This window comes from Burkholderia sp. BCC1988 (genome assembly GCF_905339895.1).
In the GTDB taxonomy this organism is placed as follows: domain Bacteria; phylum Pseudomonadota; class Gammaproteobacteria; order Burkholderiales; family Burkholderiaceae; genus Burkholderia.
The window spans coordinates 1-16,268 of sequence record NZ_CAJPHA010000030.1; the positions used below are offsets into that span (position 1 = coordinate 1).

Genomic DNA, 16,268 nt, shown 5'->3' on the forward strand with positions numbered 1-16,268 from the left:
TTCAACGGCACGCTACGCGATGAATGCCTGAACGTGCACTGGTTCACATCGCTGGCCGACGCCAGGGAGCAGATTGAACGATGGCGGGTCGAATACAACGAGAGTCGGCCTCACCGGGCTCTCGGTGAAGTGCCGCCTGCCGATGGGCAGGTAACGCCGAGCCGAGGCGGTTAATTTTGGCTGCGTTCTAGTCCGGCATCCCATCTAGCTCGGCACGTAAACTCGCGAGTGCGCGCTTTAGCCGCGAGGGGAACGACCGCTTGCCTCCCTCGTCGATCCATTCGTCGATCGCAACACGCAGGACGCCCACGCCGACCATTGCGATCATTCGCAGACGCTCACGCCGGCTATTTTGCGGCCAAAGATGACAGAGCGCCTCGAATGCAGCGTGCTCAAGTTGTAGGAATTTGACCTGGTTGGCTACCCGGAGTTGCTCGCTTGATTTGATAACTCGGGCCATGACAATAGCGGTGTCGCCCTCGTAAGGCGCGGCCAGCCTCAGCAGCGCGTTCGCGAGGGCGTCCAAAGGAGACTGATCTGTTGCTTCCGCCAAGACAGCGCTACGAAGAGATTCGATTAGGCCGCTTTGCCAGGCAAGCAGGATCTCGTCCTTCGACTTGAAATAGTGAAAGAACGTCCGTCGTGATATGCCCGCGGCGGCACTGATGTCATCGAGCGTCGTCTCTTCGTATCCGTTTGCGATAAAGAGCTCAAGTCCCTTCTCGGCGATGCGCTGGAGTGTGTCGCGACGCTTCCTTTCTCGCAGTCCGTCCTGTTCTTGATTCAAGGGTTCCATGGCGCGATTGTGACACAAAATTACACCCATTGAAAAGTTGCACTGGGTGTAATATAGTTTGCACTGAGTGCAAAATGAGAGTCCATCGATGAAGAGAGTTCAATTCGACCGCTACGGCGCGAGTTCCACGATGTACATGGGGGAATACGAAGTCCCAGCGTTGAAGCGGGGACAGGTCAGGGTGCGGGTTCGGGCAGCGGCGATCAACCCGCTGGATTGGAAGCAGCGCCAAGGGGCCATGAAGTTCCTTATGAACGGTGCATTTCCGAAGGGGATGGGGTCCGATTTCGCGGGTGTGGTGGAAGCGGTAGGCGACGACGTGCGTAACATCGCGGCCGGAGATGAGGTGTTCGGCACAATGAGCGCGTATAACCCAGGGGCTTTTGCAGAAGTAATCGTGACGGAAGCTCGCTTTGTGGCGAAAAAACCCTCGCGGCTTTCGTTCGCCGAGGCCGCATGCCTGCCGATTCCCGCTACTACTGCGTGGGCCGCATTGCTTGTCAAGGCGCGGGTATCCAACGAGTCTCGCGTACTAATCAACGGTTGCACTGGCGCGGTGGGAACGTCGGCAGTCCAATTGGCGCTGGCGCATGGGGCGAGCGTGGCAGGCTCGTGCAGCCGAGCATCTATGCAAAGTGCAAGGCTGGCTGGCGTCAATCCTGTCTTCGACTACGCCAATGAAAGCGATTGGCGCGGTTCAGGCTCGTTCGACGCAATTTTTGATACTGCCGGAACCTTAGAGGTGGGTCGGGGGCTGGCCATGCTCAAGCCAAGGGGAGTATTCGTTGACATTAACCCGACGCCACGCAGGATGCTACGAGGAATGCTGTCGCCCCGATACAAACTGGCGTTCGCGACTATGGGCACAAGGCATCTTTCCGAAATCGCCGCACTCGCGGGTCAGGGCCGATTGAATTCGGTGATCGCCCGGGAGAGGCCCTTCTCGGATGCAGTTGCGACTATCGCAGCTGTAGAGAACGGAGCGAGAGGTAGGACCGTGTTGATCTTCTAGTCGCGGCCGCAGCACGCGGCCGCCGCCTGAAATTGCGGAGCTCACGGGGCCCATGTATCACGACATTTCGCTATGTACAAACGGCACTGTAGAGATATGTATTGCAATCCCAATCAAATAACCGAACGAACGCTTTATCAGCCTGCTGGCGAGCAATAACGAGCTTGTCCGAGCGAGGTCGACGAAATTGTCGACCGTGCCGTAAAGCCTCTTCTGTACTGAGCATCACGCGGTGGGACCGAACCCGTGCGGGAAATGAGAACAACAGTTTTTACGAGTGGTGTCTAGCCCTCGTCTCATGCTTCGGTGACGGTCAGGGTCTCGCTAGCCGAGCCAAGGCGAAATCAACGTCAGAGTAGTAACGATCGAGGTAAGCACTTATGGACGATCAGGAAAAGCACGCCGGCATCGGAAAAGCGCTCGGCGAAAACGCCAGTACGGCGACATCGGCGTTGGTGGCAAATCATTGGGCGCAACCCGGCTTCTTCAACGGCAATGTGCTGATCGATGCGCTGGTCAAACACATATTGAGCCTGATGCCCTACGGCATGACTGATTTCGGAGAGGTCATGGACGTGGTGTATCAACTCGAAGGCAGCGACGAAGAGGTCTGGATCAAAGCCTGGGCCGCGCTGGCAGGCCGTCTGCAAGACAGGGCCGAAGAAGCGGACCGAAAAGGTAAGCGCGTGACCGCGGCCAGCGCCTACCTCAGGGCCTCTACCTACTGGCGCTGCGCGCTGTTGTATTTCAGCGACTTCAAGGACAAGCGCATGAAAGTGTATGCGGTCGCTAGCGCCTCGAGCTACCAGCGCTATATCAAACTGTCCGGTTACCCCGGCGAGCGCATCGAAATCCCCTACGAGGACGGCTTCCTTCCCGGCTACTTCTACAGATCACCCCATGCAGGGAAAAAGGCGCCGCTGCTCATCGTCACGCCCGGCCGGGACACTTGGGCCGAAGATACCCGATGGGTTTGCGATGGCGCGCTTCAGCGAGGCATTCACTGCCTGACCTACGATGGTCCAGGCCAGGGGTTCGCGCTGCGGCTGAATAATTTCACCTTCCGGCCCGACTGGGAGAAGGTCGTAAGCCCTTTGATCGACTTTGCGCTGGAGAGATTTGCCGAGATCGACGCTTTCAACATCGCTCTGATGGGACTGAGCTTCGGCGGCTATCTGGCGCCGCGCGCCGCCGCGTTCGACAAGCGTATCAAGGTCTGCATCACCGACCCCGGCAACATCAGCTGGGGGCGTCAAATCATCGCGCAACTGGAGCGCTTCAGCGATCGTGCACTTGACGAGATTCCGGAGCAAATGCGCAACCTGGTGCGCGATTACGCGTGGAAGCATGGCGTGCCGAACACGATCAGGGATGTGGTGCAAGCTCTCCAGCCATATGACAACTCGGCCATTCTGGACAAGGTGACGTGCGAAACGCTCGTATTGGACGGCACCGGCGAGGTCTTCCACGGAGCCAAGCCGTTCTACGACGCCTTGCAGTGCCCCAAGGAATATCTGTTGTTTGATGACAGCTCGACGGCGCAGTCGCATTGCCAGATCGGTGGTTACGCCACGGCCACCGAGTACATCTTCGATCGGATTGCCGAACGGCTCGCAGGCGCTTGAGTCGCGCCTCCCCGCGTGAACATCTCCCTGCTAGGAACACGACATGAACCCATCCATTGCCATTCCGCATGACTTCCGCCTTGGCGGGGATCTTTCCATCAACCGGCTCGGCTTCGGGGCCATGCGCCTGCCATGCAATGGCTTTCGCGGCCCGGCGCGCGACCCGGAAGCAGGTCGTGCGGTGCTGCGCCGAGCTGTCGAGCTCGGCGTCAACCTGATCGACACGGCGGAGTTCTACCAGAGCAGCGATGGCGCCGTACGCGCCAACGCTCTCATCCGCGAAGCTCTGCATCCCTATCCGGCCGGCCTGGTGATCGCGACTAAGGTCTGCGTTGTGTTCAACCCGGATGGCAGCCATCGGCCCGCCAAGCCTGCCGAGATGCGCAAGCTCGTCGAAGAAAATCTGACGAGCCTGGGGCTGGACAGTCTCGACTTGGTCTACCTGCGCATCGGCGAGATGACGGTGCCGCACGGCGAGTCCTTGGCCGAGCGCTTCGAGGCGCTGGCCGCGCTGCGTGAAGAAGGCCTCATCCGCCACCTTGGCATCAGCAACGTCGATGGCGATCACCTTGCCGAGGCCCGGGCCATCGCCCCGGTCGCGGCTGTTCAGAACTACTTCCATATCGCCAAGCGCGAGGATCTGAGCTTGCTAAAAACATGCGAGGCTGCCGGCATCGCCTTCTGCCCGTTCTTTCCGCTTGGCGGCGGCATGGGCAAGATCGACGATGGACGCCTTGCCCGAGTGGCAAAGCGGCATCGCACCACGTCCTCTCAGATCGCGCTTGCGTGGTTGCTGGCGTTGTCCCCTGTGATGCTGGCAATTCCTGGCACGGGCTCGCTCGAGCACCTTGAGGAAAATGTCGCGGCCGGGGGCGTCCGTCTCACCGACGAAGACCATACCGACCTCGCCTGAATCGGGCGTTGGGCCGATGATCTGCCGCTTGGCGCGCGTCGGCGCGCTGATCGCGGCCGGCCTAGTGGTTGCGCTGCCTTCCTGCGGGGTTGCTGCAATGCCACTCGCCACACAAAGTGGTGGCCGTTTTCGGCGAGGCTGACAATCAACCTTGTTCGCCGGATCGGACGTCAATGCCGCGAGCGCGCAAGCAATCGGCTACCTTCTGCAGCAAGCTCAGCAACTGCGCTCGCTCTTGGGGCGTGAGATCGTCGAACAATGCCGCCGCCGCCAATTGCGATGGCCCAATCTCCTGCTCCGCGACCTGCTTGCCAGCCTCGGTGAGCTCGACCAGTTTGACCCGCCGGTCTTGTTGATGGCCGACGCGACGGACGAGGCCTTCTTTCTCAAGTCCATCCACAAGCACAGTCATGTTTCTGGGTGACATCCCGAGCGACTCGCCGAGTTCGCTCATGCCGACCGGTTCGTTCTTGAGCGTGAGGCCCAGAAGCAGGCTGGCGCGGGGGACGGTCATCCCGCCGCCGGTGGGCATGTTCGCGTGCATCCATTGTCTCAGGCCCTTCCGCAGGGTCATGAATCCGGCGAGCAACTGAAGGCCGGTCGTCGATGCGCGAGTTTTGCCCGATATGGCCGAGCCGCGGGTTGATCTTGACAGCTGTTTCATTATCAATTGATAATAAATCGAGGGATTGAGCTTGAGGATGATGTCAGAGGCGGCGTCAGTTTGGCAACCGAGGCCTGTACAGGACGGGTAGCTCGACTGCCGCCCGGGTAGCGCAAAGAGAGGAGCTGAATATGAAGGCACATCTAAGACTCGTGGTGGCAGCTATCTCAATGCTTACCACGATCTCTACGTTGGCCGAAGAGGACGAGGCCTATCTGCCGCCGCAGTCAGCAGTCGCCTTGCTCGCAGATGGCGTTCCCTGGTCGGCCGTTGCGCCGAGTGGCAGGACCTTCAAGCTCACGCTGAACAAGGACGGCACCGGGAGCATACATGGGCCTTTGCTGTTCACGTTGTCCGTCAAGTGGGTGGTCAAAGGGGATGCAATGTGTATCTCGGGCACCTTGATGGCTAAGTGCCTTCGCTTTCGTGAGGTTCCCGGAGGGATTCAGAGTTGGGAGGGAGATAAGCCCGACCTGAAGCTCAGCCGGTGACACTTTGGACAATCGACATAAGGCAAGGCACGCAATCGTGGATATAGCCAAACAGCAACGCGTTGTCGTCATGACAGGCGCTACAGCGGGACTCGGCGCATATGCCTTGCAGCACATCGCTGCCCGGCCCAGCACGCGGGTCATAATCGGTGCCCGGGGCACCGGACGACCAGCGCCGCGCGGCGTCGAAGTCGTATCGCTCGATCTTGCCTCGCTCGACAGTGTTCGCCAATTCGCCGATGCGGTGAAACAGCAGCTCGGCGAAGCCAGGATTGACATACTCGTCCTCAACGCCGGTATGCAGACTTCCAATACCGACGGTCGGAGCGCGGAAGGCTACGAGCTGACGTTCGCGGTCAACCATCTCGCTCACTATTTGCTTGCTAGACTTCTGCTTCCCTGTATTGCTAGCGAGGGGAGGGTGGTGATCACTACGAGTGAAACGCACGATCCGGCCATGACGCCGATCGCACCTAAAACGCTCGACCCTCACGTACTCGCGCATCCGAGCAAGGGTGGCTTTGGCTCCGGAATTCGCGCCTACGCCGCCTCTAAGCTGTGCAACTTGTTGACCGCGCAGTCCTTCTCGGCATTGGAAGAAGTCAAGGCGCGTCGGATAACCATAATCGCCTTCAGTCCCGGACTCACTGCGGGTACCTCTCTCGGTCGTGATGCCTCCGGTGCGAAACGCGCTCTGATGACCCTCCTCATGCACACGGTCTTCCGAGTGATTGGCTTGTTTCGACCCGAATACGTCATAGGCACGCCCGACCGCTCTGGAGAAGCGCTGGCGGACGTCGCGCTCGGCGCCGTCACTCCACCTCGCGGTCGGATTTACATCTCGCTCGTCAAAGGGGAGCCGAAGTTTCCTGATCCGTCGGAACTAGCGCGAAGCCGAGACGCGCAGGATCTATTGTGGCGAGAAAGTGCGGCGATGGTCGGCCTGCCCTAAGAGGTGCCCTCACCATCGATAAAGTCTATATATGAGGTGTCGGGGCTCTTATCGATCACGCGCCTTCGTCCCAAGGAGCGGTCCCACTCAAGTGAGCGTGCATCCAACTCGTGAAGGCGGCAATGTGCGGCATATCCTGTCGCCTTTTCGGTACCAATGCTTTGATCCACGTTGCGCGAAGAGGGAAGTCGTCCAACATGGTCAGCAGCTCGCCGCTTTTCAAGCTGGATCGAACAAGATACTCCGGTAATACGGCAATCCCCGCGCCGGCGCAGCAAGATGTAAACAGTACGGAGTTATCGTTTGTCGTCAGCTTCTGATGAACGTCAACGTTGATGGGGCCGCTGGCGCTTTCGAATTGCCACGAAGGGCCCTGCGGCTTGAAGACCAGGCATTCGTGATCTGCAAGGGCGCGCGGGTGATCTGGTAGGCCTTTTTTCGATAAATAGTCTGGCGAAGCGCAAAGAATCCGTTTTAACGGACATAGCGGGATGTCTATCACCCCCTCGTAACTCTCGGCCAGACCGGTGATGACAACGTCGTAGCCTTCTTCGACCGGGTTGATCGATCGATCTACGAGCACGACTTCCATAGTGATGCGTTCGTGCTTCCTTTGGAACGCACTGACGACTCTCGCGAGGTGCAAGACGGTGAGCGTGGTCGGCATCTTCACCCTAAGGTGGCCTTCAATGGTACCGGCCTGACGCGTCATGCTGCTTAGCACAGCGTCGAACTCCGCAACGAGCGCGTTGGCATGCACATGGAACTTTTGCCCGGCATCGGTCAGCGAAACTTTTCTCGTGGATCGAGTGAAGAGCTGCGTGCGCAGCATTCGCTCGAGCTCCGAAACCCGCTTTGCAATCACTGACGGAACAACGTGCAACTGGCGGCTCGCCTCGGAAAAGCTGCCGTGACGAGCGGCTGCCAGAAAAGCGCGAAGGTTCTGCAGCGTGTCCATACTTGTTCCAAATCGCGAAAGCTATGGCTCCAATATAGCGTAACTGATCGCGAATCGCATCAGATAAGATCAAGCGAAATCACATGGGACTCGGCGATGGGCCGGGGACAAACAACAGGAGACAACCAGTACGCCGCTCGGTCGGATGGGTTGCTCCACGACTGGAACGGACGATGATGCGCAATTCCTCTGACAAGATCCTTGAGCCGCCCAGAACAGTTTCGCTGTTCGGAGAATTTGACGTTGTGGTTCTGGGCGGAGGTCCTGCTGGCATCGCTGCTGCCACGAGCGCTGCGAGGAATGGCTCCAGCGTGCTCATTATTGAGCGTTATGGCTTTCTTGGGGGTATGGGGACTGCGGCAGGGGTCACTAACTTCTGTGGTCTCTATGCGAACGTGCATGGTGAGATTAAACAGGTCGTGCACGGCGTTACCGATGAACTGCTGGACCGCATGCGCGACTTGGACGGTCTCAACAAGCCCCATCTGATTTTCGGAAAAGTCTATGCGCTGTCTTATGACATGTCTGCGTTCAAATGTGCGGCTGATGCCATGCTGGAGGCCGCAGGCGTGGGTATTCTTTTCCATGCACTCGCCGTGGGGGTGACGCTTACTGACCAAGGCGGCATTGACACCCTCTTGCTCGAAACAAAGTCGGGCAGGATCGCCGTTAGGGGGGGAATCTTCATCGACTGTTCGGGAGACGCTGATCTCGCGCAGTGGTCCGGAGTCGCATTCGAGAAAGGTACTGACGCAGGCGATATGCTGTATCCCAGCCTTATGTTCCGTATCGGCGGTGTAGACCCGGAAGAGGCTGGTGAGGCGTGGCTCAAGATTCCCGAGGTAATGCGTCAGACGGAGAAGAGCGGCAAGTACAGATTCCCGCGCCGTGGAGCAATCGTTCGCCCACAGAAAAATCCTACGGAGTGGCGGGCGAATGTTACTCAGTTGGCAGACGCGCAGGGTCGGGCAATCGATGGTACGGATGCTTGTGCATTAAGCGCCGGCGAACTCGAGGGCCGACGTCAAATTATCGAGTACATCAAGTTCCTTCGCAACGAGATTCCGGGATTCCAGAAATCCTACGTACTCGACATCGCTCCTCAGCTCGGTATCCGCGAGACAAGGCGCATCGTCGGGCAATACATGTTGACTGCGGCCGACGTACTGGAATGCGCAAACTTTGAAGACACCATTGGTGTCAACGGCTGGCCGCTCGAAAAGCACATAGCCGGGGACGTCGTCTGGGAATGGCCCGCGATCCCGGAGTCGCGCGGGTACAACCAACTCCCTTACCGGATGATGATCCCACAACGCGCCGACGGTACCGCCGTTTCCAATCTGCTCGTCGCGGGGCGTTGCGCGTCGATGACGCACGATGCGCAATCTGCTGCACGGGTAACGGGCGGATGCTTCGTAATGGGTGAAGCGGCTGGCGCCGCTGCTGAGCTCGCGCTTCGCGAAGGCGTTCCTACCGCTGAGATCGATATTCCACAACTTCAGCAGATGCTTGTCGCACAAGGAGTGTTTCTCGGGGGAATGAGAAAGCGTTGAAGGCCACGCCGTACCGCGACCCGCGCGGTGCAAATCGACGCTTGAATTAGCGAGCCAATACAGGAAGTCCAACGCAGACTTCCAATAAAGGAGACGCGCAATGCTACGTACTAAGTCTTTGAAGGAATCGTCAGTCTCGGCATTGACCGAGTTACCCGCCTATCGATGGATCGTGCTGGCACTTGCCTGGTTGGGACTTTTGTTTGCCTTCGTCGACCGCCTTGCATGGGCGAATCTCGCTCTGAAGGTCGGCGGATCGCTTGCAGTCCCAATTTCCGGGCTTGGGGCCTTCGTTACGGCGTTCTACGTTGGATACGTGGTTTCGAATGCCATCGGCGGCCTAGCGACGGACAAATTTGGAGCGAGCCGGATGCTCGGATATGCATTGATCCCGCTCGGGCTGGCGACCTTTGCCTTCGGCTACGCGACGAGCATCAAATCGGGGTTAGCCATCCAAGTGCTGATGGGGCTTGCAGCCGGCGCGGACTATTCCGCCTGCGTGAAGCTTACTGCTACCTGGTTCGATTTCAAGACGCGTGGACGCGCGATGGGTTTGCTGACGACGGCGTCGTCTGTTGGTGTTGTCATCACCAACGCCACGGTTCCTTATCTGACGGAAAGAGTGGGTTGGATCGGTGTTTATCAAGTCTTGGGCGCAGCCACAGCGGCGGTCGGTATCGTGTGCCTCGCGATTGTGCGTGACAAGAATCTGTCCACAATCGGCTCAGCCGTCGAAACAGGCGCGAGCCTGTCCTCGTTGTCTCGGAACCGCGATCTACTATTGCTGGCTTTGGTCGGTTTTGGCGCACTTTGGGGAACATGGGGATTCGCCTTCTGGGTCAATGCACTGATGGTGAAGGGGCATGGAATGTCGGCGTCCTCCGCGGGCCTGATTGGCGTCATGTTCGGAGTGGGAGCAATTTTTTCAAAGCCCATGATTGGATTCGTCTCCGATGTTCTCGGAGGAAAACGCAAAGCCATACTGCTCATCTGCTTTGCATCCTTCGCTTCCATGCTCCTGGTATTCGGAAACCTGAAGTCGGAAGCCGCGTTTATGGTCGCAGCTCCCGTTCTTGGCGTCACTGCATTTATCTATACCCCCTTGATCGTCGCGATGGTGGCCGAGATCGCGGGTCCTCGGATGATTGGGTCAGCGTACGGATTGACGAATGCTTTTTGGCAACTGGGAAGTGTCATCGTGCCTCTGGTGGTGGGTGTCGTCTACCAGGAAACCAACTCCTTCGCGGTTGCATTCGCTGCTCTTGCAGCCGGTCCCGCCGTTGCAACAGTAGCAATGTTCTGGGTGAGAGAGCGCCGCTGCTTCTGACTCGATGCATGGTCCACTCGGTCATCCAGAAAGTACCGGGGCAGTAATAAATAAGGAAAACTAAATTTTTAATTTGGAGACAGCATGAAAAAGACGATTTTGCTTTCCGCGATTTCCGCGACATGCGTATGCGCGCACGCCCAAAGCAGCGTGACGTTATACGGGATCATAGACCTTGGCTTGACGTATGCAAACAGTGCGCAGACTGGTACGGTTCGCGGTCAACACAGTGGAGGTAGTCAAGTTGCCTTGCAGGATGGACACGCGAGCGGACTATCTGGGAGTCGATGGGGGCTGCGCGGCGCCGAGGACCTCGGAGGCGGCCTCCGCTCGGTGTTTGTGCTGGAAAACGGGTTTTTTGCGAACAACGGTACTTTTGCCCAAGGGGGCGCGGAGTTTGGGCGTCAGGCCTACGTGGGCTTGTCTTCGGATAATCTCGGGGCAGTCACCGTCGGACGTCAATACGACCCGTATATTGAAGCTGTCCAGCCGTTTGCAGCGTCGTCGAACTTTGCCGGCTACATGGGCACGCATCCCAACGACCTTGACAACCTCGGCAATACAAACCGGATCAACAACGCCATCAAGTACACGTCGCGATCGTTTTCCGGTCTGACGTTCGGCGGCCTTTACAGTCTCGGCGGAGTAGCCGGTGATCTTTCTCGTAACCAGGTATGGGCGCTAGGAGCAAATTATTCATCCGGCCCGTTTGCGATGGGGCTGGGGTACCTCAATGCCCGCAACCCAAACGTCTCGTACTATGGCAACACGCCGAACAAAGGTGTCGCTACCGTAGACAATCTCGGCTCATTCGGCTCATCGACTACGGCGCAGGCGAATCCGGTCTATGCCGGCTACGCGTCGGCGCACACTCTGGAAGTGGCGGGAGCAGGCGCTAAGTATTCGTTCAACAAGACGACTGTCGGCTTGGTCATGACCGGCACGCGGTTTTCAAGTCTAGGGGCTACCGAGGCACCTAATCCACTGCGATATAGCGGAAATGCCACCTTCTGGAACGCAGAACTCAACGTGAAGCAGTACGTAACTCCGGCGCTGCTCGTCGGCACCGCATTCGATTTCACCAAACGGAACTCGGTCAATGGGGACGGCGGGGCGAAGTATCTGCAGCTCGACGTCGGCGCAGAATACAGCCTGTCTAAGCGTACGGATCTCTACGGGCTCCTGGTGCTGCAGCGAGCGAGCGGACGGGATTCGTTGGGCCAAGCGGCTGTAGCCAACATCAGCGGATTCACGGCTTCAACGAGCGATAAACAGGCAGGCGTTCGGGTCGGCATGCGTCATAAGTTCTAGTCATAGGGAGACGTCAATGCGGCTATTTGTGCTGAGCTTAATTGTGCTCGTCTCCATGTCGGCGTATGGCGATGAGCCGAGCACCACACAACCGGCTCTTTGGGGCAAGCCAACGGTCAACGGAGGCGCGTGCTGCAAGACCTTAAGCGAGGTCAGGGAAAACATTGATCGTATCGATCGGCAGATCGTGCGCCTAATGGCTGAGCGAGGTCGCTACGTACATGAGGCAGCCCGTTTCAAGGCGAACACCGCACAGGTAGACGCGCCCCAGCGCGCGGAAGCAGTCGTGCAGAAGGCAATGTCACTTGCCAAAGAAGAGGGACTTTCGCCAAGGATCGCAGGGGTGACTTACCGGGCGATGGTGCAGGAATTCATCGACTACGAAAAAGGTATCTTTAACGATGCAACCTTAGACGGACAAGCACCTCCTGCAAGATAACGTTGCGGAAGGAAGCGCACATAACGGCCCGATACGATGAGGCCGCCGCGCTTCCTCGCAGAAATCGAGTCCTAGGCGCGGCTGCTCTTGGCCATCGAGCCGCAATAAATGCACGATTGCGTGCCGATAGGGTGGGCATTCCGGCACCAGGTAATCGGTGGCTGCCTACTTGCCTTCCCGCCATCAGTTGCCTAAACGGGCGGTGGAGGAGCCGAAGAGTTCGACAAATACTTTTCGCAACCATATCCCCGCAGGGTCGCTGTGGAACCGTCGGTGCCAAACCATTGAGACACCAAAGCTTGGGAAATGCACGGGCGGGCTAATGAGTTGAAGGCCGACATGCTCCGACACGAGTGCCGCAAGATTGCTGGGCACAACAGCGACCAAGTCGCTGTTGGCAACTATCGGGCCGATGCTTAGGAAGCTTCCGACTCGCATCGCCACGGCAGCGCGTACTCTAGGTCCGGTCAGCACCTTTTCTACTGCCGCCGCATGTTGCGTACCCTGAGGGCTTCCGACGACATGCGGCAGCTCGCGCAGTTGACTGACGCGCAGGCGCCCGTCGACAACGGGATGGCCAAGGCGCGCGATGTAGACGAACTTTTCCTCGAACAGACGCTTCTCGTGGACTTGCTTGCCTAGCCCGGGAAGGAAACCGACCGCCAGGTCGATCTCACCGGCACTCAGGCCGGCCAACAGTTCTTCGCGCGATACTGCGACGGTGTCGATGCTGACGTGCTGAGCATGTTCTGCGAAGAATGCCGCGAGCCGCGGTAGGAAGTAGCGCTCCCCGATGTCACTTATCGCGACGCGAAAGCGTCGACCATCTTCCTTCGGCGAGAAATTTGGCTTCTCGACCGTTTTACGCACGATAGCGAGTGCGATCGACACCGGTTCAGCTAGGGTTTTAGCGAATCCTGTCGGTTCAACTCCCCGCCGATGCCTCACGAACAGTTCGTCCCCGTAGGTCTCCCGTAGGCGAGCTAGACCGCGACTGACCGCAGGCTGAGAGAGCCCTAGTCGCTCACCTGCAGTCGTCAGATTGCGGGTGCGCCAAATACATTCGAAAAGCTCAAGCAGGTTGAGATCAAGATGGGGAGAAGCTCGTCCGGTGTCATCACGCACACGCATATCACGATTCCGTTTTCTTCATTTCAAGGATATCAGAGAAGGGCCTACAGTACAGACATTCCTGAATGACATTGCTTACTGAAGGCTACACGTGATTGATCTCCATGATATTCGCTACGTAAGACTCGGTACCCGAGATCTAGCGGAAGCAGATCTGTACGCGAAGGAACTTCTTGGACTCGAATTGGCACGAGTCGAGGCTGGCGCCCACTACTTTCGCAGTGATGATCGCGATCACACACTCGTGTATTTCGAGGGCGATCCGCACGATCACGTAGTCGGATTCGAGTTGTGCACGATCGACGAACTTGATCGTGCTGTCGCCCAGCTGAGCGGCGCGGGAATCGATGTGCAATCAGGCACTGCTGAGGAGTGTGAGCAGCGCCATGTGGAAGCGTTCGTCAACTTTCGCGACCCGAGCGGCAATAGCATTGACCTCGTGGTTAGGCCGCACCATAGCGGTCGACGCTACTTTCCTGCGCGCGACGCGGGCATTACAGGATTCAGTCACGTCGGCCTATGCACAACGAATGCCGCGCGCGACGAAAAGTTCTGGACCGACATTCTTGGTGCGCGCGTGAGCGACCGCATCGGCGACGCACCGCTCCTGCGTATAGACGAGGTCCACCACAAAGTAGCGTTGTTTCCGGCGGCGCGCTGCGGTGTGCAGCACATTAACCACCAAGTAGCCAGTATTGATGACGTGATGCGAGCGTGGTACTTGCTGAAAAGTCGCGGAGTGCGGATTGTCTTCGGTCCTGGCAGGCATCCCACATCTGGAGCGGTGTTTCTGTACTTCGAAGGGCCGGACGGCATGGTGTACGAGTACTCGTCCGGCGTGCGCCACATCACGGCCGCAGACGAGCCGCTATATCAACCCCGCCAGTTCCCGAAAGCCAGCAGTTCGTACTGCATGTGGGGTGCGGTACCGGACATCGCGGAATTCAAAACCCCATGATGAATTTGCAAAGAGAACTTCGAGTTGCCGCACGCGCGCTTGCCCGCCATGGGCTCGCGCACGCCTATGGACACGTCAGCGTGCGCCTCGATGCGGACAGATTCCTCGTTTGCGCCGGCAAGCCGATGGCGCTTATCGGTGCAGACGAAGCCGGTACGGTGGTTCCAGTGGTGGGAGCGCTTCCGGACGGCGTACTCGGGGAAGTGAGGGTCCACCAGCAGATCTACGCGCGCCGACCCGATGTTCAAGCGGTGGCTCGCACAATGCCGCCTGCGCTTATGGCGCTCGGTACGGCGCGCCGGACTCCACGACCCCGCCACGGTTTCGGTTCTTACTTCGGCAGTGGCGCGCGGCTGTGGGATGACCCGCAACTGCTGCGGGACGATGCAGCGGCGAAGACATTGGCCGAAACGCTTGGAAATGAAACGGCTATCGTCATGCGCGGCAATGGCACGGTGGTCGCGGCCGATTCGCTGACGAAGGCCGTCGTGCTCACATGGTACCTAGAAGATGCGGCGCGTCTGGAACTCGCGATTCTCGGGGCGGGCCTCGAGCAAGCAGCGGCCGTACTGGATGACACCGAATGCAACCGCCGCGCAACGTCAGCGGGCCAAATATTTGAACGCATGTGGGACTACCTGATTGCAGGCGACCCAGAACGCTAAAGGAAGACGCAATGATTCTGAATTTCATCAATGGTGCGTACCGGGAAGGAAGGGGAGGCAAGCGCTTCCTCGACATCGACCCGTGCACAGGCCGACTCGTCGCCGAAGTGAGTGAGGCGGGAAAAGAGGATGTCAACGATGCGGTCCAAGCGGCACGTAATGCTCTGGACGGACCATGGGGCAAGCTCACGCTGGGGCAGCGCTGCGACTTGCTTTACGCCGTCGCCGACGAGATCGATCGCCGAAAGGAAGATTTTCTCGCAGCGGAGGTAGCAGACACCGGCAAGCCCCGTGCACTGGCGTCGCACCTTGACATTCCGCGCGGCGCGGCAAACTTCCGTGTCTTCGCGGATGCCGTTCGCAACGTTCCCACCGAGTGCTTTACCGGCCCCGCGCCCGACGGCAAGCCGGCGCTGAACTATGCCCTGCGCAGGCCCAAGGGTGTCATCGCCGTGGTTTGTCCTTGGAATCTGCCGCTACTGTTGATGACGTGGAAAGTCGGCCCGGCGCTCGCTTGCGGTAATGCGGTGGTGGTCAAGCCTTCCGAGGAAACGCCCGCCACGGCGGCGCTGCTCGGGGAGGTGATGAACTCGGTTGGCGTCCCGGCCGGTGTGTACAACGTCGTTCACGGGTTTGGTCCCGCTTCGGCGGGCGAATACCTCACATGCCATCCCGATGTCGACGCGATCACGTTCACCGGCGAGACGCGGACTGGCGCCGCGATCATGAAGGCCAGCGCCGACGGCATCAAGCCCGTTTCGATGGAACTTGGCGGCAAGAACCCCGCGCTCGTGTTCGCCGATGCCGACATTGATGCCGTCATCGCCGGATTGAAGCGTTCGGTGTTCGAAAACACCGGCCAAGTGTGTCTCGGGACCGAACGTGTTTATGTCGAGCGGCCTCTATACGACAAGGTGGTCGCCGCGTTGGCTAGCGTCGCGCGTACTCTCCAGCCTGGTGTGCCCGAAGATCCGAATGCAAATTTTGGCCCACTCATTTCAAGCGAGCACCAGCGCAAGGTGTTGAGCTACTACGCGCTCGCGCGCGAAGAAGGCGCGACCATTCACCACGGCGGGGGGGTGCCGGAAATGCCGGCTCATTTGCGCGAAGGCGCATGGATCGAACCGACGATCTGGACCGGTCTGCCGCGCGAATCACGCGTGCTCAGCGAGGAGATTTTCGGTCCCTGCTGCCACGTCGAGCCCTTCGACAGTGAAGAGGAGGTTGTTCGCTTGGCCAACGCTACTCCGTATGGGCTTGCCGCATCGGTCTATACCCGTGACGTCGACCGCGCCCATCGCGTGAGCGCAAAGCTGAAGGTTGGTGTCGTGTGGGTCAACACTTGGTTTCTGCGCGATTTGCGCACCGCGTTCGGTGGGTCCGGAAAGTCCGGCATCGGGCGGGAAGGCGGCGTGCATTCGCTCGAGTTCTATACAGAACTGTCCAATGTCTGCCTCAAGCTGGAGCCATAAG

Annotated in this window: 17 protein-coding genes and 2 pseudogenes; 14 read left to right on the top strand and 5 right to left on the bottom strand. The window is 58.8% G+C overall.

Annotated features, from left to right (window positions below; genetic code table 11):
* On the top strand, window positions 1-174 hold a 174-nt coding region (locus tag U4012_RS31560; protein WP_321803531.1), incomplete at its 5' end, for a transposase.
* 13 nt (window positions 175-187) lie between these two features.
* Here U4012_RS31560 and U4012_RS31565 read toward each other — a convergent pair.
* Window positions 188-796, bottom strand: coding sequence for a helix-turn-helix domain-containing protein (locus tag U4012_RS31565; RefSeq protein WP_321803380.1), 609 nt, complete (start codon window positions 794-796; stop codon window positions 188-190).
* An 88-nt stretch (window positions 797-884) separates the two neighbouring features.
* Here U4012_RS31565 and U4012_RS31570 point away from each other — a divergent pair, with 88 nt between their 5' ends.
* The 3 genes from U4012_RS31570 (at window position 885) to U4012_RS31580 (ending at window position 4,346) form a co-directional block, all read left to right on the top strand.
* Complete coding sequence (locus U4012_RS31570; protein ID WP_321803382.1) at window positions 885-1,808, top strand: NAD(P)-dependent alcohol dehydrogenase; 924 nt, start codon at window positions 885-887, stop codon at window positions 1,806-1,808.
* A 380-nt stretch (window positions 1,809-2,188) separates the two neighbouring features.
* The gene (locus U4012_RS31575; RefSeq protein ID WP_321803384.1) at window positions 2,189-3,433 is read left to right on the top strand and encodes an alpha/beta hydrolase family protein; all 1,245 of its coding nucleotides are present in this window, start codon (window positions 2,189-2,191) and stop codon (window positions 3,431-3,433) included.
* A gap of 43 nt (window positions 3,434-3,476) precedes the next feature.
* On the top strand, window positions 3,477-4,346 hold the full coding sequence (locus tag U4012_RS31580) for an aldo/keto reductase (protein ID WP_321803385.1): 870 nt from the start codon (window positions 3,477-3,479) through the stop codon (window positions 4,344-4,346).
* 145 nt (window positions 4,347-4,491) lie between these two features.
* Here the strand turns inward: U4012_RS31580 and U4012_RS31585 are convergent, their stop codons facing one another.
* Window positions 4,492-5,010, bottom strand: coding sequence for a MarR family winged helix-turn-helix transcriptional regulator (locus U4012_RS31585; protein WP_321803386.1), 519 nt, complete (start codon window positions 5,008-5,010; stop codon window positions 4,492-4,494).
* A 131-nt stretch (window positions 5,011-5,141) separates the two neighbouring features.
* Between U4012_RS31585 and U4012_RS31590 the strand changes: the two genes are divergently transcribed.
* The 3 genes and pseudogenes from U4012_RS31590 to U4012_RS31600 all read left to right on the top strand — a co-directional run bounded on the left by U4012_RS31590 (window position 5,142) and on the right by U4012_RS31600 (window position 6,453).
* Entirely contained in the window at window positions 5,142-5,501 is a 360-nt protein-coding gene (locus U4012_RS31590; protein WP_321803388.1) for a hypothetical protein, read from the top strand.
* 70 nt (window positions 5,502-5,571) lie between these two features.
* Window positions 5,572-5,886 (top strand): annotated as a pseudogene (locus U4012_RS36040) (SDR family NAD(P)-dependent oxidoreductase); the annotation flags it as partial.
* A 72-nt stretch (window positions 5,887-5,958) separates the two neighbouring features.
* Window positions 5,959-6,453 (top strand): hypothetical protein, encoded by a 495-nt coding sequence (locus U4012_RS31600; RefSeq protein WP_321803392.1) that lies wholly within the window; start codon window positions 5,959-5,961, stop codon window positions 6,451-6,453.
* Window positions 6,454-6,508: 55 nt separating this feature from the next.
* Here U4012_RS31600 and U4012_RS31605 read toward each other — a convergent pair whose 3' ends face one another.
* Window positions 6,509-7,411, bottom strand: a complete 903-nt coding sequence (locus tag U4012_RS31605) for a LysR family transcriptional regulator (RefSeq protein WP_321803394.1) — start codon at window positions 7,409-7,411, stop codon at window positions 6,509-6,511.
* A 173-nt stretch (window positions 7,412-7,584) separates the two neighbouring features.
* Between U4012_RS31605 and U4012_RS31610 the strand changes: the two genes are divergently transcribed.
* The 4 genes from U4012_RS31610 to U4012_RS31625 all read left to right on the top strand — a co-directional run bounded on the left by U4012_RS31610 (window position 7,585) and on the right by U4012_RS31625 (window position 12,041).
* A complete protein-coding gene (locus U4012_RS31610; protein ID WP_415750418.1) occupies window positions 7,585-8,964 on the top strand; it encodes an FAD-dependent oxidoreductase in 1,380 nt (459 codons plus the stop codon).
* Between the two features lie 100 nt (window positions 8,965-9,064).
* Window positions 9,065-10,291 (top strand): MFS transporter, encoded by a 1,227-nt coding sequence (locus tag U4012_RS31615; RefSeq protein ID WP_321803396.1) that lies wholly within the window; start codon window positions 9,065-9,067, stop codon window positions 10,289-10,291.
* An 84-nt stretch (window positions 10,292-10,375) separates the two neighbouring features.
* Window positions 10,376-11,602 carry a porin gene (locus U4012_RS31620; protein WP_321803397.1) on the top strand — a complete coding sequence of 409 codons (1,227 nt, stop codon included), beginning with the start codon at window positions 10,376-10,378 and terminating at the stop codon, window positions 11,600-11,602.
* Between the two features lie 16 nt (window positions 11,603-11,618).
* Entirely contained in the window at window positions 11,619-12,041 is a 423-nt protein-coding gene (locus tag U4012_RS31625; protein ID WP_321803399.1) for a chorismate mutase, read from the top strand.
* 183 nt (window positions 12,042-12,224) lie between these two features.
* On the opposite strand, the gene U4012_RS31630 is transcribed toward U4012_RS31625, so the two are convergent.
* Both U4012_RS31630 and U4012_RS31635 read right to left on the bottom strand, forming a co-directional pair.
* Complete coding sequence (locus tag U4012_RS31630; protein WP_321803535.1) at window positions 12,225-12,932, bottom strand: LysR substrate-binding domain-containing protein; 708 nt, start codon at window positions 12,930-12,932, stop codon at window positions 12,225-12,227.
* A gap of 36 nt (window positions 12,933-12,968) precedes the next feature.
* Window positions 12,969-13,172 (bottom strand): annotated as a pseudogene (locus tag U4012_RS31635) (LysR family transcriptional regulator); the annotation flags it as partial.
* Window positions 13,173-13,263: 91 nt separating this feature from the next.
* On the opposite strand from U4012_RS31635, the gene U4012_RS31640 reads away from it, so the two are divergent.
* From U4012_RS31640 to U4012_RS31650, 3 genes are read left to right on the top strand one after another with little or no spacing between them, the layout of a single operon-like run.
* The gene (locus tag U4012_RS31640) at window positions 13,264-14,130 is read left to right on the top strand and encodes a VOC family protein (protein ID WP_321803401.1); all 867 of its coding nucleotides are present in this window, start codon (window positions 13,264-13,266) and stop codon (window positions 14,128-14,130) included.
* The gene (locus tag U4012_RS31645; RefSeq protein ID WP_321803403.1) at window positions 14,127-14,795 is read left to right on the top strand and encodes a class II aldolase/adducin family protein; all 669 of its coding nucleotides are present in this window, start codon (window positions 14,127-14,129) and stop codon (window positions 14,793-14,795) included. The genes U4012_RS31640 and U4012_RS31645 overlap by 4 nt, the downstream gene beginning before the upstream one ends.
* An 11-nt stretch (window positions 14,796-14,806) precedes the next feature.
* Window positions 14,807-16,267, top strand: a complete 1,461-nt coding sequence (locus tag U4012_RS31650; RefSeq protein ID WP_321803405.1) for a 2-hydroxymuconic semialdehyde dehydrogenase — start codon at window positions 14,807-14,809, stop codon at window positions 16,265-16,267.
* The last annotated feature ends 1 nt before the right edge of the window (window position 16,268 follow it).

Excerpts from the sequence above, each read along its gene's own strand:
- U4012_RS31565 (WP_321803380.1), bottom strand. The coding sequence starts at position 796 with ATGGAACCCTTGAATCAAGAACAGGACGGACTGCGAGAAAGGAAGCGT.
- U4012_RS31570 (WP_321803382.1), top strand. The coding sequence starts at position 885 with ATGAAGAGAGTTCAATTCGACCGCTACGGCGCGAGTTCCACGATGTAC.
- U4012_RS31575 (WP_321803384.1), top strand. The coding sequence starts at position 2,189 with ATGGACGATCAGGAAAAGCACGCCGGCATCGGAAAAGCGCTCGGCGAA.
- U4012_RS31580 (WP_321803385.1), top strand. The coding sequence starts at position 3,477 with ATGAACCCATCCATTGCCATTCCGCATGACTTCCGCCTTGGCGGGGAT.
- U4012_RS31585 (WP_321803386.1), bottom strand. The coding sequence starts at position 5,010 with ATGAAACAGCTGTCAAGATCAACCCGCGGCTCGGCCATATCGGGCAAA.
- U4012_RS31590 (WP_321803388.1), top strand. The coding sequence starts at position 5,142 with ATGAAGGCACATCTAAGACTCGTGGTGGCAGCTATCTCAATGCTTACC.
- U4012_RS31600 (WP_321803392.1), top strand. The coding sequence starts at position 5,959 with ATGACGCCGATCGCACCTAAAACGCTCGACCCTCACGTACTCGCGCAT.
- U4012_RS31605 (WP_321803394.1), bottom strand. The coding sequence starts at position 7,411 with ATGGACACGCTGCAGAACCTTCGCGCTTTTCTGGCAGCCGCTCGTCAC.
- U4012_RS31610 (WP_415750418.1), top strand. The coding sequence starts at position 7,585 with ATGATGCGCAATTCCTCTGACAAGATCCTTGAGCCGCCCAGAACAGTT.
- U4012_RS31615 (WP_321803396.1), top strand. The coding sequence starts at position 9,065 with ATGCTACGTACTAAGTCTTTGAAGGAATCGTCAGTCTCGGCATTGACC.
- U4012_RS31620 (WP_321803397.1), top strand. The coding sequence starts at position 10,376 with ATGAAAAAGACGATTTTGCTTTCCGCGATTTCCGCGACATGCGTATGC.
- U4012_RS31625 (WP_321803399.1), top strand. The coding sequence starts at position 11,619 with ATGCGGCTATTTGTGCTGAGCTTAATTGTGCTCGTCTCCATGTCGGCG.
- U4012_RS31645 (WP_321803403.1), top strand. The coding sequence starts at position 14,127 with ATGATGAATTTGCAAAGAGAACTTCGAGTTGCCGCACGCGCGCTTGCC.
- U4012_RS31650 (WP_321803405.1), top strand. The coding sequence starts at position 14,807 with ATGATTCTGAATTTCATCAATGGTGCGTACCGGGAAGGAAGGGGAGGC.